This window comes from Bacillus sp. BB081 (assembly GCF_008368895.1).
GTDB classification, from domain to species: Bacteria; Bacillota; Bacilli; order Bacillales; family Bacillaceae_G; genus Bacillus_A; species Bacillus_A wiedmannii.
In genome coordinates this window covers 374,341-396,005 of the sequence record NZ_QOZX01000002.1, presented here as the reverse complement: position 1 = coordinate 396,005, position 21,665 = coordinate 374,341, and the positions used below count along the sequence as shown (strand labels likewise).

At 36.7% G+C, this 21,665-nt stretch carries 30 protein-coding genes; 10 read left to right on the top strand and 20 right to left on the bottom strand.

What is annotated here, in order from left to right:
- Nucleotides 1-14: 14 nt before the first annotated feature.
- Nucleotides 15-1,367, bottom strand: a complete 1,353-nt coding sequence (accC, locus tag DN394_RS02200; protein ID WP_000592872.1) for an acetyl-CoA carboxylase biotin carboxylase subunit — start codon at nt 1,365-1,367, stop codon at nt 15-17.
- Between the two features lie 16 nt (nt 1,368-1,383).
- The gene (gene accB, locus DN394_RS02195) at nt 1,384-1,872 is read right to left on the bottom strand and encodes an acetyl-CoA carboxylase biotin carboxyl carrier protein (protein WP_046957515.1); all 489 of its coding nucleotides are present in this window, start codon (nt 1,870-1,872) and stop codon (nt 1,384-1,386) included.
- Between the two features lie 470 nt (nt 1,873-2,342).
- Here accB and DN394_RS02190 point away from each other — a divergent pair, with 470 nt between their 5' ends.
- Nucleotides 2,343-2,537, top strand: coding sequence for a hypothetical protein (locus DN394_RS02190; RefSeq protein WP_046957516.1), 195 nt, complete (start codon nt 2,343-2,345; stop codon nt 2,535-2,537).
- An 86-nt stretch (nt 2,538-2,623) separates the two neighbouring features.
- Here DN394_RS02190 and DN394_RS02185 read toward each other — a convergent pair whose 3' ends face one another.
- The 9 genes from DN394_RS02185 to DN394_RS02145 are packed head-to-tail and all read right to left on the bottom strand — an operon-like array spanning nt 2,624 to nt 8,145.
- A complete protein-coding gene (locus DN394_RS02185) occupies nt 2,624-3,280 on the bottom strand; it encodes a SpoIIIAH-like family protein (RefSeq protein WP_000914707.1) in 657 nt (218 codons plus the stop codon).
- 15 nt (nt 3,281-3,295) lie between these two features.
- Nucleotides 3,296-3,958, bottom strand: coding sequence for a stage III sporulation protein AG (gene spoIIIAG, locus DN394_RS02180; protein WP_097915859.1), 663 nt, complete (start codon nt 3,956-3,958; stop codon nt 3,296-3,298).
- The gene (gene spoIIIAF, locus DN394_RS02175) at nt 3,948-4,580 is read right to left on the bottom strand and encodes a stage III sporulation protein AF (RefSeq protein WP_001161039.1); all 633 of its coding nucleotides are present in this window, start codon (nt 4,578-4,580) and stop codon (nt 3,948-3,950) included. Before spoIIIAF ends, spoIIIAG begins: the two co-directional genes overlap by 11 nt.
- A 12-nt stretch (nt 4,581-4,592) precedes the next feature.
- Complete coding sequence (gene spoIIIAE / locus DN394_RS02170) at nt 4,593-5,765, bottom strand: stage III sporulation protein AE (protein WP_000943696.1); 1,173 nt, start codon at nt 5,763-5,765, stop codon at nt 4,593-4,595.
- A 10-nt stretch (nt 5,766-5,775) separates the two neighbouring features.
- Nucleotides 5,776-6,159 carry a stage III sporulation protein AD gene (gene spoIIIAD / locus DN394_RS02165; protein WP_077393170.1) on the bottom strand — a complete coding sequence of 128 codons (384 nt, stop codon included), beginning with the start codon at nt 6,157-6,159 and terminating at the stop codon, nt 5,776-5,778.
- A gap of 23 nt (nt 6,160-6,182) precedes the next feature.
- Nucleotides 6,183-6,386: a stage III sporulation protein AC gene (spoIIIAC, locus tag DN394_RS02160; RefSeq protein WP_000020914.1), complete on the bottom strand. Its 204-nt coding sequence runs from the start codon at nt 6,384-6,386 to the stop codon at nt 6,183-6,185.
- A 14-nt stretch (nt 6,387-6,400) separates the two neighbouring features.
- On the bottom strand, nt 6,401-6,916 hold the full coding sequence (spoIIIAB, locus tag DN394_RS02155; protein WP_098091993.1) for a stage III sporulation protein SpoIIIAB: 516 nt from the start codon (nt 6,914-6,916) through the stop codon (nt 6,401-6,403).
- Complete coding sequence (gene spoIIIAA / locus DN394_RS02150) at nt 6,910-7,836, bottom strand: stage III sporulation protein AA (RefSeq protein WP_046957518.1); 927 nt, start codon at nt 7,834-7,836, stop codon at nt 6,910-6,912. The genes spoIIIAB and spoIIIAA overlap by 7 nt, the downstream gene beginning before the upstream one ends.
- Nucleotides 7,837-7,863: 27 nt before the next feature.
- Nucleotides 7,864-8,145, bottom strand: a complete 282-nt coding sequence (locus tag DN394_RS02145) for a YqhV family protein (RefSeq protein ID WP_000816054.1) — start codon at nt 8,143-8,145, stop codon at nt 7,864-7,866.
- Between the two features lie 293 nt (nt 8,146-8,438).
- Here DN394_RS02145 and DN394_RS02140 point away from each other — a divergent pair, with 293 nt between their 5' ends.
- Nucleotides 8,439-8,759: a hypothetical protein gene (locus tag DN394_RS02140; RefSeq protein ID WP_097915855.1), complete on the top strand. Its 321-nt coding sequence runs from the start codon at nt 8,439-8,441 to the stop codon at nt 8,757-8,759.
- A 36-nt stretch (nt 8,760-8,795) separates the two neighbouring features.
- Here DN394_RS02140 and efp read toward each other — a convergent pair whose 3' ends face one another.
- From efp to DN394_RS02120, 4 genes are read right to left on the bottom strand one after another with little or no spacing between them, the layout of a single operon-like run.
- Nucleotides 8,796-9,353, bottom strand: coding sequence for an elongation factor P (efp, locus tag DN394_RS02135; RefSeq protein ID WP_046957519.1), 558 nt, complete (start codon nt 9,351-9,353; stop codon nt 8,796-8,798).
- Between the two features lie 21 nt (nt 9,354-9,374).
- Nucleotides 9,375-10,436 carry a Xaa-Pro dipeptidase gene (gene pepQ / locus DN394_RS02130; protein WP_000411061.1) on the bottom strand — a complete coding sequence of 354 codons (1,062 nt, stop codon included), beginning with the start codon at nt 10,434-10,436 and terminating at the stop codon, nt 9,375-9,377.
- A gap of 4 nt (nt 10,437-10,440) precedes the next feature.
- On the bottom strand, nt 10,441-10,881 hold the full coding sequence (aroQ, locus tag DN394_RS02125) for a type II 3-dehydroquinate dehydratase (protein WP_000757087.1): 441 nt from the start codon (nt 10,879-10,881) through the stop codon (nt 10,441-10,443).
- 52 nt (nt 10,882-10,933) lie between these two features.
- Nucleotides 10,934-11,422, bottom strand: coding sequence for a YqhR family membrane protein (locus tag DN394_RS02120; RefSeq protein ID WP_000076890.1), 489 nt, complete (start codon nt 11,420-11,422; stop codon nt 10,934-10,936).
- Between the two features lie 244 nt (nt 11,423-11,666).
- On the opposite strand from DN394_RS02120, the gene DN394_RS02115 reads away from it, so the two are divergent.
- Both DN394_RS02115 and DN394_RS02110 read left to right on the top strand, forming a co-directional pair.
- Nucleotides 11,667-12,587, top strand: coding sequence for a DUF1385 domain-containing protein (locus tag DN394_RS02115; RefSeq protein WP_000807116.1), 921 nt, complete (start codon nt 11,667-11,669; stop codon nt 12,585-12,587).
- Nucleotides 12,588-12,666: 79 nt separating this feature from the next.
- Complete coding sequence (locus tag DN394_RS02110; protein WP_001014467.1) at nt 12,667-13,068, top strand: SA1362 family protein; 402 nt, start codon at nt 12,667-12,669, stop codon at nt 13,066-13,068.
- On the opposite strand, the gene DN394_RS02105 is transcribed toward DN394_RS02110, so the two are convergent.
- From DN394_RS02105 to splB, 3 genes are all read right to left on the bottom strand, one after another.
- Complete coding sequence (locus DN394_RS02105; protein WP_141474866.1) at nt 13,065-13,727, bottom strand: HAD family hydrolase; 663 nt, start codon at nt 13,725-13,727, stop codon at nt 13,065-13,067. The genes DN394_RS02110 and DN394_RS02105 overlap by 4 nt on opposite strands.
- 54 nt (nt 13,728-13,781) lie before the next feature.
- Nucleotides 13,782-14,210 carry a transcriptional regulator MntR gene (mntR, locus tag DN394_RS02100; RefSeq protein ID WP_001143071.1) on the bottom strand — a complete coding sequence of 143 codons (429 nt, stop codon included), beginning with the start codon at nt 14,208-14,210 and terminating at the stop codon, nt 13,782-13,784.
- A 144-nt stretch (nt 14,211-14,354) separates the two neighbouring features.
- On the bottom strand, nt 14,355-15,380 hold the full coding sequence (gene splB, locus DN394_RS02095; protein ID WP_097915851.1) for a spore photoproduct lyase: 1,026 nt from the start codon (nt 15,378-15,380) through the stop codon (nt 14,355-14,357).
- Nucleotides 15,381-15,536: 156 nt separating this feature from the next.
- Between splB and DN394_RS02090 the strand changes: the two genes are divergently transcribed.
- The 3 genes from DN394_RS02090 to DN394_RS02080 all read left to right on the top strand — a co-directional run bounded on the left by DN394_RS02090 (nt 15,537) and on the right by DN394_RS02080 (nt 17,572).
- Nucleotides 15,537-15,857 carry a PadR family transcriptional regulator gene (locus tag DN394_RS02090; protein ID WP_071728410.1) on the top strand — a complete coding sequence of 107 codons (321 nt, stop codon included), beginning with the start codon at nt 15,537-15,539 and terminating at the stop codon, nt 15,855-15,857.
- Nucleotides 15,858-15,859: 2 nt separating this feature from the next.
- Nucleotides 15,860-16,531, top strand: a complete 672-nt coding sequence (locus DN394_RS02085) for a DUF1129 domain-containing protein (RefSeq protein WP_097915849.1) — start codon at nt 15,860-15,862, stop codon at nt 16,529-16,531.
- 201 nt (nt 16,532-16,732) lie between these two features.
- Nucleotides 16,733-17,572 carry a hypothetical protein gene (locus DN394_RS02080; protein WP_097915847.1) on the top strand — a complete coding sequence of 280 codons (840 nt, stop codon included), beginning with the start codon at nt 16,733-16,735 and terminating at the stop codon, nt 17,570-17,572.
- A 28-nt stretch (nt 17,573-17,600) separates the two neighbouring features.
- On the opposite strand, the gene DN394_RS02075 is transcribed toward DN394_RS02080, so the two are convergent.
- The gene (locus DN394_RS02075; RefSeq protein ID WP_098091994.1) at nt 17,601-18,437 is read right to left on the bottom strand and encodes a lipoate--protein ligase family protein; all 837 of its coding nucleotides are present in this window, start codon (nt 18,435-18,437) and stop codon (nt 17,601-17,603) included.
- Nucleotides 18,438-18,607: 170 nt separating this feature from the next.
- Between DN394_RS02075 and DN394_RS02070 the strand changes: the two genes are divergently transcribed.
- Nucleotides 18,608-18,991, top strand: a complete 384-nt coding sequence (locus DN394_RS02070) for a rhodanese-like domain-containing protein (RefSeq protein WP_000108656.1) — start codon at nt 18,608-18,610, stop codon at nt 18,989-18,991.
- A gap of 39 nt (nt 18,992-19,030) precedes the next feature.
- Here the strand turns inward: DN394_RS02070 and DN394_RS02065 are convergent, their stop codons facing one another.
- Nucleotides 19,031-19,567: a hypothetical protein gene (locus tag DN394_RS02065; RefSeq protein WP_046957602.1), complete on the bottom strand. Its 537-nt coding sequence runs from the start codon at nt 19,565-19,567 to the stop codon at nt 19,031-19,033.
- Nucleotides 19,568-19,948: 381 nt separating this feature from the next.
- On the opposite strand from DN394_RS02065, the gene DN394_RS02060 reads away from it, so the two are divergent.
- Nucleotides 19,949-20,926 carry a LacI family DNA-binding transcriptional regulator gene (locus tag DN394_RS02060; RefSeq protein WP_001273972.1) on the top strand — a complete coding sequence of 326 codons (978 nt, stop codon included), beginning with the start codon at nt 19,949-19,951 and terminating at the stop codon, nt 20,924-20,926.
- A 98-nt stretch (nt 20,927-21,024) separates the two neighbouring features.
- Entirely contained in the window at nt 21,025-21,606 is a 582-nt protein-coding gene (locus tag DN394_RS02055; protein WP_002107720.1) for a TetR/AcrR family transcriptional regulator, read from the top strand.
- Nucleotides 21,607-21,665 lie beyond the last annotated feature (59 nt).

The following is a 21,665-nucleotide window of genomic DNA, read 5'->3' as shown; positions in this document are numbered from 1 at the left end:
CCTCCTTTAATGTATCACTGCGTCACAAGTTCATGCTCTTCCAAAAACTTCGTATTAAACTCACCTTTTACAAAATCAGGATGATCTAGCAATTGCAAATGGAACGGGATTGTTGTATGTACGCCTTCAATGACAAACTCACTGAGTGCACGCTTCATTTTTGCAATTGCCTCTTCACGTGTTTTTCCGTGAACAATTAATTTAGCAACCATCGAATCATAGAAAGGTGGGATTGAATATCCCGGATATACAGCTGAATCGACGCGAATACCAAATCCGCCTGGTGGCAAGTACATTTCTACTTTACCTGGGGATGGCATAAATTTTTTGGCAGGGTTTTCCGCATTAATTCGGCATTCAATTGCCCAACCATTAAATTGTACTTCTTCTTGCTGTAACGATAACTTTTCTCCAGAAGCAACACGAATTTGTTCTTTAATTAAATCCATCCCTGTTACCATTTCAGTAACTGGATGCTCAACTTGAATTCTCGTATTCATCTCCATGAAATAAAAGCTTTTCGTTCTATATTCATAAATAAACTCAACCGTACCAGCACCTGTATAATCAACCGCTACCGCCGCTTTAACTGCCGCATCACCCATCTGCTTGCGAACATTTTCATCAAGTGCAGGTGATGGACTTTCTTCTAGTAGTTTTTGCAAGCGGCGCTGAATTGTACAATCACGCTCTCCTAAATGAATGGCATTTCCATGTGTATCTGCCATTATTTGAATCTCAACATGGCGGAAATCTTCAACGTACTTTTCTAAGTATACACCAGGGTTCCCAAAAGCGGTACTAGCTTCTTGCTGTGTAATTTGAATTCCTTTTACAAGCTCTTCTTCATGGCGTGCAACACGAATACCTTTTCCGCCGCCACCTGCAGTCGCTTTAATAATAACTGGATATCCAATTTGATTAGCAAGCTCGATCGCTTCTTCGGTATTTTTAATAATCCCTTGTGAACCTGGTACAATCGGAACCCCTGCTTCTTTCATTGTATCACGAGCAACGTCTTTTGTGCCCATCTTTGAAATAGCTTCTGGACTTGGACCGATAAAAATCAAGTTACATTCACGGCATAGCTCTGCAAAATCTGCATTCTCTGCTAAAAATCCGTATCCTGGATGAATAGCATCGCAGCCTGTTAACTTCGCAACACTAATAATGTTCGTCAAATTTAAATAGCTTTCTTTCGAAATCGTTGGTCCTACACAATACGCCTCATCAGCAATTTGTACGTGAAGTGACTCTTTATCTGCTTCTGAATAAATTGCGACTGTTTCAATATCCATTTCTTTACAAGCACGAATAATTCGTACAGCAATTTCCCCACGATTGGCTATTAATACTTTTTTTATCATCACAAAGACTCCCTTATTACGCTTTTACAAGAAATAGCGGTTGTCCATACTCAACAAGCTGCCCATTATTAACAAGAATCTCAACAATTTCACCATCTACATCTGCATCGATTTCGTTAAATAACTTCATAGCCTCGACAATGCATACGATAGAATCTTTTGATACTCTGTCTCCTACACTTACATATGCAGGTGTATCAGGCGAAGATGAAGAATAGAATGTACCTACCATCGGTGATGTAATTTTATGTAGGTTTTCATTTTGAACCACTTTTTGCTCTTCTTGTTTTGGTACTTCCACTTGTGCTGCCGCTACTGTTGTTTCAACTTCAACAGGTGCTACTGGTTGCACGACTTGCTTTGCTACAGGCGCTTGCACCGCAACAACTTCATTACCATGCTTTTTCATTTTGATTGTCGTACCATCTTTTTTGTATTCAAATTCATCAATATTAGAGCTATCAATTAATTTAATTAATTCACGAACTTCTTGAATTTTAAACATGTAAAATCCACTCCCATACTCTTGTTTGTCCCGTTTTTACAGATTATCGTCACTAAAACTAAATTGACTGTAAAAATACGATGTGCTCTATTAGAAAATGCATTTCATTTACTAATAGAAATAGTTACTATTTCCATCTTACGATAAATTTTTTAAACATTCCAATTTATATTTCTTTATAATAAATCGAAACTCCTGTGAAAATATTATTTCAATAAAAATTTATTACCTAGTAATAATACCAAGTTTCACACAAAATTGGCAAGACCACTTCTAAAAAAACATTCCTTACTTTTTTCACAATGCTACACAATAAACAGATCATTACCGCTCCACTCTTCACCTCATCTATAGTCAACAACATATTTTTACCAAATATTATTTTTTTGTTTACACACCGTTCATCATTCCTTCATATAAGAATAGTATGTTCAAAGTGTAGAAAATATATCGTATCGAGGTGTGGACATATGATATGGCTCATTCTCTTCTTACCTGCCGTAATGGTCTGGGCATTCGTTCTCTTCATCCACGTCAAATCCGGAAAAAGTAATCATCGTTACCATGAACCGCTAATCTTTTACTCACAACGTATTTCTCCATTCCGAGTTGAACATAATAAAAACAACTACAAAGACGAAACAGAAAAAAGCTATCGAAAATGATAGCTTTTTTTCTATAATTATTTTCAAACAATCCGATTCGTAAAAGCTAATAATCCGCGGAGGATTTCCCCGCGGATTATTAGCTTTTATTTTGTCGGTGGATCAAATTTCACACCTACATCTTTTGATCCGCCTTCACTTCTTACAAGCTGTATAATTTTATTCGCTTCTTTTTGTGAATGCTTTGCTGCTTTCACAGTTACTTTAATGTCAGTTCCATCAGCTCTTACAAGGGCATCTTTATATCCTCCTTGAGACTTAATCACTGTCTCAAGTAATTCTTGCTTCGTTTCCATTGTAGTAATTGCATCAAAATTATCTTTCGCTTTACTCTTTTCTGTTGCTGAAGATTTTGCTGAATTCATCACTTCTTGTAATCTTGATTTTTGTTCACTTAGTTGATCTTCCATTTGCATACGTAACGCTGTGAAATTTTCATCACTGGATTGAACTGTTACGTTAGCATCTTTTTTACTTGTTTCTTTTTGAGCACTCTCTTTTTTGTTTGTTTCTTTGTTTGTTTCTTTATTTGATGTTTCCTTGCTTGTATTTTCTTTTTTTGGCGTTTCTTTAGGTGCTTCATTTGTTACTGCTTTATCAGTACCTTGTTTTTCTTGTCCAATCTTTTCACCTGTTGCCGGCGATGCTGTATTCATTTTGTCAGGAGTTGTTACGTAATAAACAGATAGTACAACAACTAAACTTAACATCGTTAATAGCCAAACCGTTTGTTTTTTTAACACTTTATTTCCTCCCTATCAATTTTTCGGTGATACTGAAACACGATGAGCTGGTACATCTAGCAGCCGTATTACAGCTTCTTTTACCATCGCTTTAACTTGTATATTATCCACTCCTTTTGCTACGACAAGAACACCTCGTACTTTCGGTTTCTCTGTTCGTAAAACAACGGGAGTTTCTTTATCACCTTCACGTATAATGACTGTCTTTTCATCAAGGGACTCATCTTCTACTTCCCTCTTACCACCTGTCTTATCTGTTTCACCTGTTGTTTGTGAACGTTTCACTGTGTTTTTTTCTAATATTTTTTCTTCAGATGAATCTAAATTTACTTTAATCGTTACATTTTTTACTCCCGCTATTTCTTCTAAAGCTACTTTTAATTCTTGTTCATACGCTTTTTCATACTTTTCTACATTTGACATACTATCATTATTTTTTTGTCCAAAAGTTGGTACGTCTTTTTCTTGGTTTTGCGTTTTTTGTTCTTTAAATACAGGTACTTCTTCTTTTTTACTTGAAAAAAGACTACTAGAAAACATAAGCAAAATCCCAAGAATGAGTAGGACAAGCAAAAACTTAGGTGTTATCTTTTTTCCCTTCTCATTGCTTTCTTTTTCATCCCCATTCAATAAGTTTCGAAAAAATGAGAACTTCGAATTTTTATCTTTATTGTCCATTTACTCTACCTGTCCTCCCCTCCATTTGAACTTGAATTTGTTTATTCTCTAGTTGCCACCTGCTTGAAAAGAAATCTTTCATTTCTACATTCGTTTCTTCTACTTTTTTCGGAGGTTCCTTCGTGTTAATTTCAACTGGTTTTACTGTTTCGATTGCATCATTTTTACTACGTTCTTTTTCTTTCAACGTCACAACAACAGTTTGAATATCTTTCGCTGACTTTACTTCCGCTGTACTTTCCGCTGCGACTATTTGTATTTCAGAGACTGTCATACCATACTTTTTCTCGAATTCTTTTCCTACTTCTTTTTTCATTTTGGTAGCCATCTCTTCTAAACTATATGCACGTGTTAGAGCTTGTATTTCTTTTTTCTTCGAATCTATTGAATTTTTTACAGATCCTTCTGCTACGTACTTCTCTTCATTAAAATTTGCGATTACTTCATTCACATCTGTTTGCAGTAGTTTAAAAAGGGGCGTTAAGATTAAAACAACTAATAATAGACTTACAACGAATTTAACGTACTTTTGCAAATTTGAATTTGGAAGAATAAGATGAAGCATTGTCGCTAAGAGTAAAAAAACGATAATATTTCTAATCCACTCTGTAACAAATTGCATACCCTTCACCTCCTACCGCATCATAAGTGTAATGTTCCCCGCAGCAATAATAATTGTGATACTTAAAAAGAACATAAATGATACGATAGCTAAGCAAGCAAATACATAAATGATGCTTCGCCCGATAATATCTAAACATTGAATAATTGCTCCGCTGCCAACTGGCTGTAATACTGCTGCTGCGAATTTATAAATAAACGCGATACAAAAAATTTGAATTGCTGGAAAAGCAACAATTAAGCATAGAATGACGAGCCCGATAATTCCGACTGTGTTTTTTAATAATCCCGATGCACTAATAACAGTATCCGCCGCCTCTGTAAACATTCTTCCTACTACGGGAATAAAGTTCCCTGTTACAAATTTAGCAGTTTTCACAGCTATTCCATCAGCAACAGCTGTCGCTGTTCCTTGTACAGATAATACCCCTAAAAAAATCGTTAAAAAAATACCGATAATCCCAACGCTAACGTTTTGCAGGAGCTTGGACAATTTCGTAACTTTATATTGATCACTCATCGTACTTACAATACTTAATATCGTTGCAAGTAATAAAAGTGGTAGAACGATATAATTCATCAAAAGCCCGCTCGTGTTCATTAAAAAGATAATAATCGGATGAAAAAACGATACAGATACAACACCACCTCCAGTTGCTATGAGTGCAAGCAAGATTGGCAATAGCGCTAATATGAAATCTACCATTGTTTGTATAGTTTCTCTTGCATATGTCATGACGACATAAAAACTATTTAAAGCGAAAATAATAAGTACCATATATACAACTGCATCCGCAATTTTACTTACACTGCTCTTTGAAAATGCAGATTGCAGTGATTGCAACAATGCACTAAAAATTGTAAGCATAATGAGCGTTCCCAGCAGCTTCCCATTTGCAACAAGCTCGTGAAATAAATACTTTAATAAACCTAGCATCCACTCTTTTATAGAAATTTCTTTTTCTCCCTTTACAAACTCCATAAAGCTACCCTTTTGACTCTCTGGTAAATAACCTCCATATTTTGTAACAAGCCCGTCCCAAAATTGCTTCACATCTTCAATTCCGAGCTTATCCAATTGTTGATCAACGACGTTTGTTTCTACAGGAGAAGCTTGTACAACAACCGGTAAAGAAAAGAAAAGGAAGCAAGCAAATAGCAGCTTAGCTCCAAACCCCCTCAACATTCACTCCCCCTTATCCCGTCGGTAAAAATCCGAGAATAGTTTCAATGACAACCGTCAAAATAGGAATCGCCATTACTAGAATTAAGATTTTTCCAGCTAATTCAATTTTCGAAGCGATTGCCCCCTGCCCTGCATCTTTTGTAATTTGTGCTCCAAACTCAGCAATATAAGCAATCCCAATAATTTTTAGCAACGTTTCTACATATACGTTGCTAACTTTCGCTTCACTCGCTACTCTCTCAATCATTTGTAAAATAGAGTGAATTTGATCAATTAAAATAAGAAACATCACGCTACCTACGAACACAATAAATAACGACGTAATGCTAGATTTATGCTGATTCAATACAGCTGCTAAAAACGTAGCAACGAGGCCTAATCCGACAATTTGTATAATTTCGATTCGAACCGCCTCCTTTACTGGAAGAGAAAGACACTCTTAATCTTGTCGAATAGCGTATTAATTAAAAATGCCACATGAAATAAAATAACGACAAAACCGACAAGGATAACCCAATTTGCAATATCCTCTCGCTTTAATTCTTTTAGTACGGTATGAATAAAAGCTAAAACAATGCCGATTCCGGCGATTTGAAATATTAATCCAACATCAATGGACATCGCCTTTCTCCCTCCTATAGCAGTAAAATTACGATAAGTAGCCCCGCTAGTACCCCTAAGCTCTTGATCATTTTTTCGTATTGCAGTTGTAATGCTTTCGCTTCCTCTTCTTCTCTCTCTAAATGTGTAATACATAAGCGAATATGTTTTTGTTGTGATTCACGATCATGTTGTCCGAGCGTTTCACCAAATTGCTGCAAAATCTCGTACTCAGTTCGTTGAAATGCTGTTAGCTTCCAATTTTCTTTCAAACTATCTATCCAAGCTTCTCTTACTGTTTGTTCTCCGCCTTCTAGCCTTCTAGCGAAACTTTGAAATATCCAATTTAACGGCTTAGGCATTTGTTTCACTAATCGCTTGGCAGCTTCAGACAAAGGTGTGTGCCCATACATAATTTCTGCCTCTAATGATTGAAGTGCCGCTTTTAATAATCTAAGTTGCCTTGGTCTCTCACTGTATCTTTTAGCGTATGAAAATCCGAAAAAGGTGCTGACCGCAACGATTAACACTGCACCAAATATTTTCACCATACGCCCTCAGCCTTTCTATGAAGTAATACCGATTTTCCATATTTATCTTTTACTTGCATAACTGTTCCTGGTCCTCTTGCTTTTGATAGCTCCACAAACCTATCGAATATGCCGAGCTCCAGCACCGCCTTTAGTGATGGGCGTTTCACAACATCATCATAAGAAAATCCATGTGCGCTTATAAACAGCTGAACTCCTGCATGCACCGCCTCCATAATTGCTTCACTATCTTCTTTACGCCCAATTTCATCTACAATCAAAATATCTGGACTCATAGAACGAATCATCATCATCATTCCTTCAGCTTTTGGACATGCGTCTAACACATCTACTCGTGTGCCGAAGTCATATTGCGGGATGCCCTTCACACAACCTGCAATTTCTGACCGCTCATCAACAATTCCCACTTTACAAGAAGGAATTTTCGAAGCACTTACACCTTGACTCATACAACGTGCTACATCTCTTAAAAGTGTTGTTTTCCCCGTTTGCGGTGGGCCAATTACCATCGTGTTTAACCATCGTGATTCATACAAATACGGCAAAAGTGGTTCAGCAATTCCTATTTTTTGACGAGCGATACGAATATTAAAGGAAGAGACATCTCGAATCATTTTCACTGCGCTTTTTTCTGTAATGACTTTTCCAGCTAAGCCGATTCTATGTCCTCCTCGAAGTGTCACATACCCACGTTTTAATTCCTCTTCCATCGTATAAATTGAGAATTGACTTAACTTATTCAATAAGTAAATGGCATCCTCTGCTGTAACGATATAGTCATAAAAAAACACTTCGCCATGAGCAATACACTCTAGCGGTCTTCCAATTCGAACACGAATTTCCTCTAGAGCATCATATTGCTTACAACTTTCCACTAGCCGCTTCATCGTTTTTGGTAAAACTTCTAATACTTCTTTCATCAGCTTCTCCCCACTATACTCGACTTACTATTTCAACAACGCGATAAAAATGCAGCCAATTCCAAGCGCTAGAAAAAAGAGTTTCAAGAAAGAAATCTCACTTGCCACACTCGCTATGCCTATTGTCATTGTTAAAATTAATACGGTCGGTCCAACAAACGCCAACATACCATTTATAAACAATGCTTTTTTCGCATCATTCACATAAAGCATAAGCAAAGCGGCGAATATTTCCGCGCTTCCTGAAAACAACCGAAGTAACCCCATTACGAGCACGGATGTTTCCATTGCCGCTAGCCACTGTTTCATTCTCCCACCTTCTCCCATAACGGTTACTAGTGCTGTCTGCTACAAAAGAGTATATTTGTACAACCATATGCAGAGGTTGTCTATTTCAGAAGTAAAAACATAATTTTTCTCTATCGCCTATCCGTAGTCCGAATATTCGTATTGTTCAATGGGATATTATGGTATATTCAGTAGTGATGGGGAGTATAGACGATGCAGCATGAGAGATAGAACTAAAATCATCTCGTGTACTACATATCGTATCACGCCATTTTTTAAAAATTGACTATATGTGCAAAATGAGGGGGGAAAGTATGAAGGTATTGAAAATTAGTTTAACAATTGTAATAGAATTAGCTCTTATTTATCTTTTTTCTAAATTGGTCGGTTGGTCATTTATGGAGACCTTTTTCCTTGGTAGTTTAGCGATATTTGCAATTATTTGGTTAATCATTATGAGTAACCATAGAAATAACATTACGGATCACGCAATAAGTAAAACATTAACTGGTGTTGAGACTGGCGAAATAAAACCATTTCAAATCGTTTTCACTCCATATATGGCGGGTACTCTTTCACTTGTTTTAGTTAGTTTTATTATCACTGCTATTTACTATCTACCCTACTTCCTATAAAAAAAAGCACTCGTGATGATCACGAGTGCTTTTCTACTATGCACGAGAAACGTATTTACCTTCACCAGTGTTGATGATAAGCATTTCGCCTTCGTTAATGAAGATTGGTACTTGTACAACAAGACCAGTTTCTAATGTAGCTGGTTTTGTTACGTTAGAAGCTGTATCGCCTTTAATACCTGGCTCTGTTTCTGACACTTTTAATTCAACTGTGTTCGGAAGTTCAACACCAAGTACTTCATCTTGGTATGTCATAATAGATACTTCCATGTTTTCTTTTAGGAATTTAAGTTCGCGCTCGATTTGGTTTTCACCAAGTTCGATTTGCTCGTAAGTTCCGTTATCCATAAATACGTGAGACTCACCGCTCGCGTATAAGTATTGCATACGACGGTTTTCGATGTGTGCTTTTTCTACTTTTTCACCTGCACGGAATGTTTTCTCTTGAACAGATCCTGTGCGAAGGTTACGTAGTTTAGAGCGAACGAATGCAGCACCTTTACCTGGCTTTACGTGTTGGAAATCGATTACTTGCCAAAGGGCATTGTCCACTGAAATTGTTAAACCTGTACGAAAATCGTTTACTGAAATCATGTAAAAAAATCCTCCTGTATATTACAAAATAATAAGTTCTTTTGGTGATTTCGTAATTACTTCATTACCTTCACTTGTTACGATGATATCATCTTCAATACGTACGCCGCCAATACCTGGAATATAAATACCTGGTTCTACAGTTACAGCCATTCCTGGTTCAAGTACTGTATCAGAACGGAACGCTAAACCTGGTGCTTCATGGATTTCAAGACCAATTCCATGACCAGTAGAGTGTCCAAAGTATTCACCATATCCTTTTTCCGTTATGTAATCGCGCGTTAACGCATCCGCTTCACGGCCTGTTAAACCAGCTTTAATACCGTTCACACCACGTAGTTGTGCTTCTAAAACGATATTATAAATTTCTTTTAATTTATCAGATGGTTCACCAACTGCAATCGTACGAGTAATATCAGAGCAATATCCTTTGTAATAAGCGCCGAAGTCTAATGTAACGAAATCTCCTGTTTCTATCACTTTTTCAGATGCCACGCCGTGCGGTAATGCCGAACGAAGACCTGAAGCAACGATAATATCAAACGAAGAAGATGTTGCTCCTTGTTTTCTCATGAAAAATTCAAGTTCATTTGACACTTCAATTTCAGATACTCCCGGGCGAATGAATGATAGAATATGTTCAAAGGCAGCATCTGCAATCTGTGCAGCTTCCTTTAATATCTTAATCTCTGAATCAGTCTTTATCAAGCGTAACTTTTCTACAAGCCCAGAAGTTGGGATAAATTCAGCATCGATCGCTTCTTTATGTGCTGAATAAGAACTATATGTAAGAGTATCTTGCTCAAAGCCAAGCTTTTGAATTCCCAGTTCCTTCACTTGCTTTGCAACTTCATCAATGATTAATCCTGCATGCTGTACAATCTCGTATCCAACCGCTTGTTTACTAGCCTGCTCTACATATCGGAAATCTGTAATAAATTGAGCACGATTTTTCGAAATCAATACAACACCAGCTGTTCCTGTGAAGTTAGCCATATATCTACGACTATGTTCATTTGTTAACAAAATACCGTCAATACCAGCCTCATCAAATGCGCTTCTTACTCTTTCGATTTTCTCCATTACTTTATGCCTCCCTCAATTTCTCCATTAATGCAAATAACGCTAACTTATAGCCATAAAAACCAAATCCAACAATTTGTCCCGCACAAACAGCTGCCGTCACAGATTCGTGACGGAACGACTCACGCTGGTGAATGTTAGAAATATGTACTTCAATAACAGGAATCGAAATGCTCGCAATTGCATCTCGAATCGCATAGCTATAATGCGTAAATGCTCCAGGATTTAAAATGATCCCTTCATATATATCTTCCGCCTCATGAATACGATCGATAATCGCACCTTCATGATTCGATTGGAAACATTCTAACTCCACTCCCATTGTTTCTGCTTCTTGCTTCATATCCGCTTCAAGTGTCGCTAGCGTGCCCTTTCCATATACATTTACCTCCCTGACACCGAGGCGATTTAGGTTAGGACCGTTTACGAGGAGTACCTTTTTCATATGTTTAAAACTCCTTAATATTAAATATCTATACAACATTTTAACATAGGAGTTACTTGTTTGAATAGTTCGTCTTCTCTTCCCCTTCTCGCTCAGCTTTATTCGTATTTACTGCGTAGGAAACAGAGTATGCTATAAACACACCATACAATATAAAAATACATATCGTCGTCACAATTGTTTCTTTCGGTAAATGGAGTGCACTTTTAATGGCAGGCGCTATTAATCCCATTCCGAAAAATAGTAACGCCCACCAAAATAGCCCATAAATCATCCCTGGAATAATTCCTTCAAACTTTGCCAAAAACGCTTTATACAAAAAGGCAATTAAAATCGAAAGTAGTCCCATACAAACAATTCCTGACACATTGCCCCATACCCCTTCTTTCCAGCTTCCAAAGGCAAATGGTAAAAGTAAATAGTTCGGTCCTGCTTCCGTAAATGAAAATATATGAAGGAAATACCATATCCCCCCCCAAAAGATTCCACCAAATAAACCAATTTGTACAAAATTCCTTGTTCCTAATTGTTCTTGACTCACATCGACACCTCCGCTCAATAGTATGCCCGAAACTATTTTGAACCATGTTTAAATACTGCGAAATTTGTCTATAAAAAGAATAAGAAATGTCCGACTCTCGTAACATTTTTCCTTGTCATATACTTGTATTTGTCGATAAAATAAAGGAAACTCGGTGATTGTCTTATTTCAAAATGACAGAACCCAGTATGACAATTGCCTCTTTTTCTACATAAGAGAGAAACAAATACAGGTTGGTGTTAACATGGCAGAAGAGTCAAAACAAATATATGGCGGGCAAGCAGTCATAGAAGGAGTTATGTTTGGCGGTAGAGAATATACTGTTACAGCGGTTCGTCGTAAAGATAAATCGATTGAATTTTATCGATTACCACGCGTTCGTAATAAAGCATTATCTATCCTGAAAAAAATTCCATTTTTACGAGGGATTGCCGCTATTGTGGATGCAAGTGCGAATGGAGCAAAACATTTAAACTTTGCTTCAGAACGATTTGATGTCCACCCAGAAGAAGACGAACAAATTGCAAATAACAAAGAAGAACAATCGAAATTAACGATGGTATTAGGAGTTGCAGCAGTTGGCGTTTTATCTTTCATATTCGGTAAAGTCATTTTCACAGCAGTTCCTGCACTACTAGCTGAATTAACGAGACCGATTTTCCCTTCTCATACAGGGCAAATCATTGTCGAAAGTGTCATTAAGCTCATGCTATTATTGAGCTATATATACTTTATTTCTTTAACCCCACTTATTAAGCGGGTATTTCAGTACCATGGTGCGGAGCATAAAGTAATTAATGCCTATGAGAATAATCTTCCAATGACTGTAGAAAATGTTCAAAAACAAACTCGCCTTCATTATCGCTGTGGCAGTAGCTTTATTATATTTACAGTCATTATTGGAATGTTTGTTTATTTCCTTGTCCCTACAGATCCACTTTGGGCCAGAGTCGTAAACCGAATTTTATTAATTCCAGTCGTTCTCGGCATTTCTTTTGAAGTGTTACAATTTACAAATCGATTACGCGATATTCCAGTATTACGCATACTTGGATATCCCGGATTATGGCTGCAACTATTAACAACGAAAGAACCAACAGATGATCAAGTGGAAGTAGCCATTGCATCGTTTGAAGAATTATTACGTTTAGAAAACAAACAATAATTATTTAAAATTGGTGTTCAACTCCTTTCCTCATCGTTAATATACTAATTTTAATATATGTTTTTAGGAGGTGTCCCTTATGAACGGTCGTTCGTTTACATTCGCTATAGTTATGCTTATTATCGGATTAGCAATATTCGGCCTTGTTTCATCTGTCATTACAAATCCAATGGGTGTATTAAGAAATATCGGGTACATGTTACTTGTTGTCGGTATCTTTTATTTGCTATACAAGATGTTTACAAATTCTAGTGGTTCTGCAAATTCGCAAAGCTCTTATAAGCGTGCAGCGAAACAATCGAACCGCAAACATGGGAAACAAAATGTAGCACCCCTAAGCAATTCTTTCTTGAAATCAAACGCTTCTAATGACAAAGGTAAGAAAGGCGCTCCTTCCACTTTGAAGCGAAAAAGAAAACAATCTCATTTAACTGTCATTGAAGGCAAAAAAAACAAAAAGAAAGACCGTGCTTCCTTTTAGGAAATACGGTCTTTTTTTATATTTTGCAGTACTTCTTTCAGACTTTTATCTTTCATACTTTCAATTCGAAGGTGATGATTTTCAAATGGTAAATCCCGTGTCACATCATTAGGTACAACAACGCACTTTAATCCTGCTGCAATCGCTGCTTTTAATCCGTTTAACGAGTCTTCAAATACAACAGCTTCAGACGGATCAATTCCTAAATCTTCTATCGCAATTCGATAAAGTGCTGGGTCCGGTTTTACCTTCTCAACATCTTCCCTTGTTTTAATGACTTCAAAATAATCTCGAATTTGTAGCTCTTCCAAAAAAGAAGTAACCCATTCTCTAGATGAACTGGAAGCTAATGCGATTTTCAATCCCATTTCCTTCGCTTCCTCTAAATATTCTTTTACCCCGTCACGAGCTTCTGGTATTTTCATTTTCTCTTTATGTAAAGTTTTCACTTTTTCTTTTAATGCATCCTTGTTAAACTTCTCTTTTAATTGCTCATTTAAATATGCGTAAAGCACATCGTCTGTCGTTCCAATACACTTCGCAAATTCCGCTAAAGGTAACTCCCCACCGTACTCACGAACAGCGTCTCTGAAAGAGTGAAACCATATTGTTTCCGTGTCCACAATTAATCCATCAAAATCAAAAATAATTGCTTTCATAATTTCCCCATCCTTTTCGGTTGAAATAAAAAAGGAAACGACATACGTTCCCCCTTAATTACTTTTCTCTTCATTTGCTTTTTGAACGCCACGAAGTGTTTCCACTCGAACCTCATCTTGTTCAAAATATTGCACTAGATCACCAATGCGGTCAATTGCTTCCCAACTTAAATGATGTTCAATTCCTTCTACATCATTGTAGATCTTGCTTTCATCCAAACCGATAATACGCATAAATTGCTCTAGCAAGTCATGACGGTATACGAGACGTTCTCCGATTTTTTTACCTTTTGATGTTAATACAAGCCCTCTATATTTTTCATAAATTAGATATTCATCTTTGTCTAATTTTTGCACCATTTTTGTTACAGAGGATGGATGTACACTCAGCGCTTCAGCAATATCAGATACGCGGGCATAACCCTTTTCATCAATCAACAAATAAATTTGTTCAATATAATCTTCCATACTAGGGGTAGGCATCGGTTTCCTCCATCCAATTTCATTTTGCTCATTCCGTACGAAGCAATCAATAAAATGATACACCAGAAAGAATAACGTGACAAGTTGAAAACAAGCCTAAATATTTAAAAGAAAAAAGAACTTGCATTCCAATACAAGTTCTTTTCATGTAAAATATTGAATTTCTGCGTTAGGAAAAAAGTGATGAATATATCCTCTAATCGTTTCTTCCAATACTTCTGCATCATCTTTTTTATATACGTATTTCCCGATGCCATATCGTCCCCATTTATATTTGCGCTTCTCCTCATCCATTTCAAGCTTCGTACTCGGATAACGCTCTTGAATAACCTTTTTTGCCGGTTTTGTAAAGCGATGTTGAATTAATTCAAATGTTAAATTCGGTATCGACAAATCTTTTAGTGCATTGTATAGTCGCTCAAATAGTTCACGGTATCCTTCCTCCCATCCTTCATGCATATAAAGTGGCGCAACTATAAAGCCAAGTGGATAACCCGCGCCCGCTACTTTACGAGCCGCTTCAATTCGTTCTTCAAACGGTGACGTCCCCGGCTCAAAATTTTTAATCACATACCGTGAATTAATACTAAATCGAAAACGAGTTTTCCCATTATGTTTTGCATCTAACAAATGATCAACGTGCGAATATTTCGTAACGAAACGTAAACGCCCATGCTCACTTTCTCCAATGAATTCAATCGCCCGCTTTAATGCATGTGTTAAATGATCAATTCCAACAATATCTGATGTACAAGCCGCTTCAAACCTTGTTATTTCTGGTGCTCTTTCATTCATATACTGCTTTGCCTTCTCAAATATTTCATTGAGATTGACATACACGCGAACGTAAGGCTTACTCCCAAGTGTTGTTTGCAAATAGCAATAATGACAATGTCCCATACACCCCGTTGCGAGCGGGATCGCATATTCAGCTGACGGTTTTGACGTATCAAACTTTAGCGTTTTCCTCACCCCAACGACAAGTGTTGCCTTTGCATTACGATACTTTTGCAAATCATTTTCACCTGGCAAATTTCTAATTTGATTATGGGATGTCGTTTCACGAATTTCTAATCCCATCTTCGTAAACTTCTCATACAGCTCTTTTCCAAGCGGATATTCGAGTGCCTTCGGTTCAAAGTAAACGAGTTTTGGCATAAATGGTTTCATATGATTCCCTCCTCTCGTTAGTATGGGAAACGATGAAAAATTAACACTCATTAAAGTTTTCCACTTCAGTAACTTGCATTGCAAGTTACTGAATGTTATAATTCGGATAACAGCTACCATGCAACGCAAGTTACCTGAGTAAAAGGTGGTGAAATCATGCACAGCCAAATGTTAAAAGGTGTGCTCGAAGGTTGCATCTTATACATCATTTCACAAGAAGAAGTGTACGGATATGAACTGAGTACAAAATTAAATAAACACGGATTTACATTTGTAAGCGAAGGAAGCATATATCCATTATTGTTACGTATGCAAAAAGAAAAATTGATTGAAGGAACCTTAAAAGCCTCCTCACTCGGTCCAAAACGTAAATATTATCACGTAACCGATAAAGGATTAGAACAACTTGAAGAATTTAAACAAAGCTGGGGAATGGTTTCAACTACGGTGAACAACTTATTACAGGGGGAGCGATGAGGATGAATGCGCAAGACATGATTAAATTGAACAATAAAAAACGCGAACTTCTAACACCTGAAAATGAAGTTACTTATAGCGATATGTTAGTTTACCTTCGTTTATCTAACGTGCCAGAGCAACAAGTAGAAGAACTATTACTAGAAATATTAGACCATCTCATCGAAGCACAAACAGAAAATAAAAATGCTTATGACATTTTTGGTGATGACTTACAATCTTATTGTGATGAACTCATATCGGCTTTGCCGGTTCAAACAATGTTAGAAAAAACTTCTTTAATCGGCTTTGTTATTAGCTTACTTCTCGCTATACAGTTTGGAATAGACACCATTGCTTCTCTTTTCATTTTCTTTTTTGAAAAGAACACCAAAATAATAAGTCCACCTTTTAGTATCCTTGGAACTACTTTGTCTGTTTCAATAATTATACTAGGTATACTATTTATTTTATATTTATTAAAGCGATACTCCTTTGATCAGAAAATGAATTGGAAAAGACGAATTCTATTTGGATTCGCATTTGCTACCCCGTTTTGTTCCGCTATATTCTTAAATATTTATTTTAAAAAACAACCTTATCTCATTTATCATCTAACCTTTTGGCAAAATGCTTTAATCGCTATCCTATTTTATGCTTTATATAAATTCCTATATAAAAAATCAAATTTTTAACAGCCTTTCAAAAGGCTGTTTTTTCTTCTGTCTAATTTTACAAATTGAAAAATTTCATAAAGAAAATAAGAAAAATGCAAAATAATTAAAGTTAATTGTTGACGTGATGCTTTTATTATCGGTATCATAAATCTTCGTGAGCAATTATTTTTCGTTATACGATTTTTTTATTATTACTGAATTTTTGAGAGGAGAAATTAGATGTCAGTTAAGAAGAAAACGCAAGTACGCACCGGCAAAATGGTACGTGAACTAATGTTAGCAGACGAAGATGTAAATGCTTCGCTAATTATGGTATATAGTGAAAACGGTGTAAACGCAGAAATTAAAATCGAGGGCTTAACGCCGAAATGTAACGAAGAATTATTTTTGAGCGGAAACGTGGATTGGAACAAGAGTGTTATTTATAAAATTGTTGATTTCACTGGGAACGCTGAAGTTGGTAAAGTTACATTAACAGCGATGAACAAAAATAATGTTTCTCTAGAAGTTGAACGCGTTATGTGGAGTAAAGAAAATAAAGAAGCTGCTGAGCAAGAAGAAACTGTTGTAGAAGCTACTCCGAAAAAAGAAGTAGTTGTAGAAGCTCCAAAAGCAGTTACACCTGCTCCAAAACCTGTTACGCGAGTAGAAACACCTGCAGCACCTAAACCTACTCCGGTACCAACACCGAAGCCAGTAAGTGTAGAAGCAGCAGTGGAACTATCTACTCCAGCACCTGTGAAAAAAGCAGTACCAACTCCAGTTACAAAGCAAGAGACAGCACCGGTCGCTCCTGCAAAACCGAAGCAATCTGCTTTGACTGAAACAAATACAAAACTACAAGAAAATTATGTGAAACTCGTGAAAAAGACAATTGAAGTTTGTCAAGATTACGAGCTTGGCATCGACATAGATGATTCTATTGAAAGCTTAAAAAAAGAACTACAAAGCCAAGGTATTAGCGTTACATTTGACAAAGAAATTATGGACGTTGTAAATCGCCTACGTTCTTTACAAGATAAAGGAATCAAAGTAGAAAAAGTACTTAATTTACTATAAAAAAATAAGAGGTGGCAATTGCCACCTCTTATTTTTTATAATTCCATTCCTTACTTTCATACTTCTCTTTTGCTAATATTTGGACTTCATGTAACTGTTCTTCTGTTAATTCATACGGAACAAGCTCTACATCTAATCCTTTTTCAAACCCAACCTCAAACGCTTTAATTAACTGCTCGATTGTAAACGTGCGGTCTGTTAATTCATTAATGGCTACCGCTTTAGAAGAGAACATACTCTTCATACGCTCTTTTACACGTTCATTCGGGAATAAAAACAGATCGTATAATTCATCTAAATCTATTTCTAACGGAATCGATCCGTGCTGTAAAATCACACCTTTTTGACGTGTTTGAGCACTACCTGCGATTTTTCTTCCTTCTACTACAATTTCATACCAAGACGGTGCATCAAAGCATACGCCTGAACGTGGATTTTTTAAATTTTCACGGTCTGCTTCTGTTTTTGGAACTGCATAATACGCTTCTAATTCTAATGCCTTAAAACCGTCTAATAAACCTTGCGAAATAATACGATACGCTTCTGTAACTGTTTTTGGCATATTTGGATGATCTTCAGACACAATAACACTGTACGTTAATTCTTTATCATGTAGTACCCCCCTGCCGCCTGTTTGACGACGAACGAATCCATATTTCTTTTCGTTAACTACATCCATATTAATATCTTTTTCAACACGCTGGAAATACCCAACTGTTAATGTTGGTACTTCCCATTCATAAAAACGAATGGTTGGTGGCATTTTCTTTTCACTTTGCCAATTTAATAAACATTCATCTAACGCCATATTAAATGCCGGTGAACATTGACCAGAGTTAATATAACACCATTTTTCTTTTCCCATCCTGCACCTCATATAACCAATTATTTTTCACATTCTCTAGTCTACCAAATTCGACAAAATTTGTGAAAGAATACGAAATTTCTTCTTATATGCAAATGAATCTGTTGCATAAATACATACGGGCATTATAATATTGAAAGTAGGATAAGAAAAAAGGGAGCGATAGAACCGTGTCAACAACTTGGATTATTTTATTAGCCGTAATCGTAGCGTTCATCGGCTACACTGTATGGATGTATTTCTATCAGAGAAAATTAATTAAAACACTTTCAGAAGAAGAGTTTCGCGCTGGCTACCGTAAAGCACAGCTTATCGATATTCGCGAAGCAGACGAATATACTGCAGGACATATTTTAGGCGCACGTAACATTCCATTATCACAAATTCGCCTTCGTCATAAAGAACTTCGCAAAGATCAACCAGTTTACTTATACTGCCAAAGCGGATTTCGTACTGGTCGTGCAGCTCAATACTTAAAAAAACAAGGCTACAAAGATTTCTACCAGTTACAAGGTGGATTTAAAACGTGGACTGGAAAAATTAAAAAGAAATAATAACATACAAAAACTAGCTGAATCATTCAGCTAGTTTTTTCATTCCATATTATTCGCAATGTATAATAAATTTTGCTTAATCACATCTTTATCATTCTCTTGTGCATTACGATACAGCAGCTGATATTCAAGTCCTTTCTCTTTCCAAATAAGCGTAGCGAATTCATCTCCTCGCCCAGAGTCATCATTATTTTTAAAATAAGCGAATGCTCCACTATTCAATTTCATTTGTTCTTGAAATCGTTTCTCTTCCACGAGATCCGGAAAACTATAAGGAAAGTTCGCAACATTTAACTCAATATACTCATTTCTACCTGGCTCCCGCTGTTTATATTTAATCATTAAAACAGCGTTCTTTTTCCCAATCGTTCTGACTTCCCCCTTCACATCACTCGCAATGTCATACGGTAAAAACTCCGGAACTTTAAATTTCACCGGAAAATATTTCGGGAGCTCCTTTAGCGGAATAGGATCCGTAACACGATCCATCGCTCCCCCTGTTGTTCCCACAAAGTTTTTTTCTTCTTGCATCGTTTGCTGAAACGAACATGAACTTAGCACTAGACTAGAAAACACGAAACAAATGATTCTTTTTTTCAATTTGTTTCCGCCCTTTCTTCATACCGCTCTCTTTACGAATAAAGCGTTAATGCCCGATTGGTGGGGCTAATAATCCGCGGGAGATGCCCGACTGATTAAAGTTTCACTTTGTATGCTATTCATATTCGCTTCATTAACAAACTCCACCTTTGAAAACTTTCTACGTTATTCTCACACATTTTGACAAAAATTCTTTTATAGACGCAAAAAAGCCCCTATCATTCTTACGCCCAAATAAAAAGGTTACGCGAATAAAAAGAAGCCTTATTTATAACATAGTTTGTGAAAAGCTTTTCAGGTCAAGATTTTTTCATTCTTGTTATTTTCCCTTTATAATAAGGGAAAGAGGTGATACATATGGCCAATATAAAACAAATTGCAAAAACTGCTGGTGTATCCATATCAACTGTTTCCCGCGTCCTTAATAATCACCCTTACGTAAAAGAAGAAAAACGTAAGCGTGTTCTAGATGCTGTTGAAGAATTGAACTATGCAAAAAATATAAATGCTATTCATTTAATAAAGGGAAAAACATATACAATCGGGGTTATGCTCCCCTTCATTAATCTTCCATACTTCAGTACCATTATTGAAGGAATCGGAAACGAAGCGTTAGCAGCTGGATATCACATTAATTTATGTCAAACAAATTACGATAGCCTCGAAGAGATTCGTGTTCTTGAAATGATGAAAATGAAACAATTCGACGGAATGATTATTTGCTCTCGAACGAGTTCTTGGGAACAAATTGAACCTTTCGCAAAATTTGCCCCTATTATTTCATGTGAAAAGATAAAGCATCCCCTCATTTCATCCGTCTACGTAGATCACTATGAAGGCTTCCGTCTCGGCACTGCCTATTTACTCAGTAAAGGCCATGAAAAAATCGGAATCTGTTTAGCAAGAAAAACGAGTGCGAATTCTATGGAGCGCGAAAAAGCATTTGCTGATACGCTTCATAACGAAGGTAAAATGGTACATCCAGATTGGATTTTTCATCAATGCTATACGATGCAGGATGGTGCAAAAATACTTCATCGCATTTTAAACATGAAAAATCGCCCAACCGCTATTTTTACAGCGAACGATCAAGTTGCAGCTGGTTTATTAACAGAGGCGCGAAAACATGGCATTCGAGTCCCTGAAGAACTTGCTATCCTTGGATTTGATAATCATGAAATTTCAAAGGCGTTAGAAATTTCCACAATTGAACACCCCGGTCTCGCAATGGGCTCCCATGCTTTTTCTTTATTCCATAAACAAATCCAAAGCGAGCAAATTGCCGGGAAGGCAGAAGAGCTTTCATTCCATTTAATTGAGCGAGATACTGTCTAGAAAAAGAGCGTTACCTGTAGCGCTCTTTTTCAGCTCTTCACCTATTGACTTTATATTTTCCATCTCATATAATGAACCTAACGAACGGTAGGTAGGGGATGAAAATGACAGCAAACCGCATTAAAGCTGTAGCACTTTCTCATTTCGCACGCTACGGCTATGAAGGAACTTCATTGGCAAATATTGCTCAAGAAGTTGGGATTAAAAAACCATCGATTTACGCACACTTTAAAGGAAAAGAAGAGCTATATTTTATATGTTTAGAATCTGCTCTTCAAAAAGATTTACAAAGCTTCACAGACGATATCGAAAAATTTTCAAATTCGTCTACTGAAGAATTGCTCTTACAGTTACTAAAGGGCTACGCAAAACGATTTGGTGAAAGTGAAGAATCAATGTTTTGGTTACGAACTTCTTATTTTCCGCCTGATGCATTCCGCGTACAAATTATCGAAAAAGCGAATGCACACATTGAAAACGTCGGAAAACTTTTATTCCCTATATTTAAACAGGCAAACGAGCAAAGTGAACTGCATAACATTGAAGTAAAAGACGCTCTAGAAGCTTTTCTATGCTTACTGGACGGACTTATGGTGGAACTACTATTCGCAGGTTTAAATCGCTTTGAGACTCGTTTAAACGCCTCTTGGCAAGTATTTTGGCGAGGTCTTTCAAACTGACGGATTGCTCCTTTGCAATGCGTCGTTTTTAAGCCCTTTACCTAACGACTGGTAGGAAG

Bases quoted from the DNA above. Each gene is read 5' to 3' on its own strand.
- accC (WP_000592872.1), bottom strand. From the start codon at position 1,367: ATGATAAAAAAAGTATTAATAGCCAATCGTGGGGAAATTGCTGTACGA.
- DN394_RS02190 (WP_046957516.1), top strand. From the start codon at position 2,343: ATGATATGGCTCATTCTCTTCTTACCTGCCGTAATGGTCTGGGCATTC.
- DN394_RS02090 (WP_071728410.1), top strand. From the start codon at position 15,537: ATGCACAGCCAAATGTTAAAAGGTGTGCTCGAAGGTTGCATCTTATAC.
- spoIIIAF (WP_001161039.1), bottom strand. From the start codon at position 4,580: ATGCAATTTGTTACAGAGTGGATTAGAAATATTATCGTTTTTTTACTC.
- spoIIIAB (WP_098091993.1), bottom strand. From the start codon at position 6,916: ATGGTGAAAATATTTGGTGCAGTGTTAATCGTTGCGGTCAGCACCTTT.
- aroQ (WP_000757087.1), bottom strand. From the start codon at position 10,881: ATGAAAAAGGTACTCCTCGTAAACGGTCCTAACCTAAATCGCCTCGGT.
- DN394_RS02075 (WP_098091994.1), bottom strand. From the start codon at position 18,437: ATGGGAAAAGAAAAATGGTGTTATATTAACTCTGGTCAATGTTCACCG.
- spoIIIAC (WP_000020914.1), bottom strand. From the start codon at position 6,386: ATGTCCATTGATGTTGGATTAATATTTCAAATCGCCGGAATCGGCATT.
- pepQ (WP_000411061.1), bottom strand. From the start codon at position 10,436: ATGGAGAAAATCGAAAGAGTAAGAAGCGCATTTGATGAGGCTGGTATT.
- DN394_RS02140 (WP_097915855.1), top strand. From the start codon at position 8,439: ATGAAGGTATTGAAAATTAGTTTAACAATTGTAATAGAATTAGCTCTT.
- DN394_RS02105 (WP_141474866.1), bottom strand. From the start codon at position 13,727: ATGAAAGCAATTATTTTTGATTTTGATGGATTAATTGTGGACACGGAA.
- spoIIIAA (WP_046957518.1), bottom strand. From the start codon at position 7,836: ATGAAAGAAGTATTAGAAGTTTTACCAAAAACGATGAAGCGGCTAGTG.
- mntR (WP_001143071.1), bottom strand. From the start codon at position 14,210: ATGCCTACCCCTAGTATGGAAGATTATATTGAACAAATTTATTTGTTG.
- DN394_RS02080 (WP_097915847.1), top strand. From the start codon at position 16,733: ATGTCAGTTAAGAAGAAAACGCAAGTACGCACCGGCAAAATGGTACGT.
- DN394_RS02110 (WP_001014467.1), top strand. From the start codon at position 12,667: ATGAACGGTCGTTCGTTTACATTCGCTATAGTTATGCTTATTATCGGA.
- accB (WP_046957515.1), bottom strand. From the start codon at position 1,872: ATGTTTAAAATTCAAGAAGTTCGTGAATTAATTAAATTAATTGATAGC.
- DN394_RS02060 (WP_001273972.1), top strand. From the start codon at position 19,949: ATGGCCAATATAAAACAAATTGCAAAAACTGCTGGTGTATCCATATCA.
- spoIIIAE (WP_000943696.1), bottom strand. From the start codon at position 5,765: ATGTTGAGGGGGTTTGGAGCTAAGCTGCTATTTGCTTGCTTCCTTTTC.
- DN394_RS02055 (WP_002107720.1), top strand. From the start codon at position 21,025: ATGAAAATGACAGCAAACCGCATTAAAGCTGTAGCACTTTCTCATTTC.
- DN394_RS02115 (WP_000807116.1), top strand. From the start codon at position 11,667: ATGGCAGAAGAGTCAAAACAAATATATGGCGGGCAAGCAGTCATAGAA.
- spoIIIAG (WP_097915859.1), bottom strand. From the start codon at position 3,958: ATGGACAATAAAGATAAAAATTCGAAGTTCTCATTTTTTCGAAACTTA.
- splB (WP_097915851.1), bottom strand. From the start codon at position 15,380: ATGAAACCATTTATGCCAAAACTCGTTTACTTTGAACCGAAGGCACTC.
- DN394_RS02145 (WP_000816054.1), bottom strand. From the start codon at position 8,145: ATGAAACAGTGGCTAGCGGCAATGGAAACATCCGTGCTCGTAATGGGG.
- efp (WP_046957519.1), bottom strand. From the start codon at position 9,353: ATGATTTCAGTAAACGATTTTCGTACAGGTTTAACAATTTCAGTGGAC.
- DN394_RS02085 (WP_097915849.1), top strand. From the start codon at position 15,860: ATGAATGCGCAAGACATGATTAAATTGAACAATAAAAAACGCGAACTT.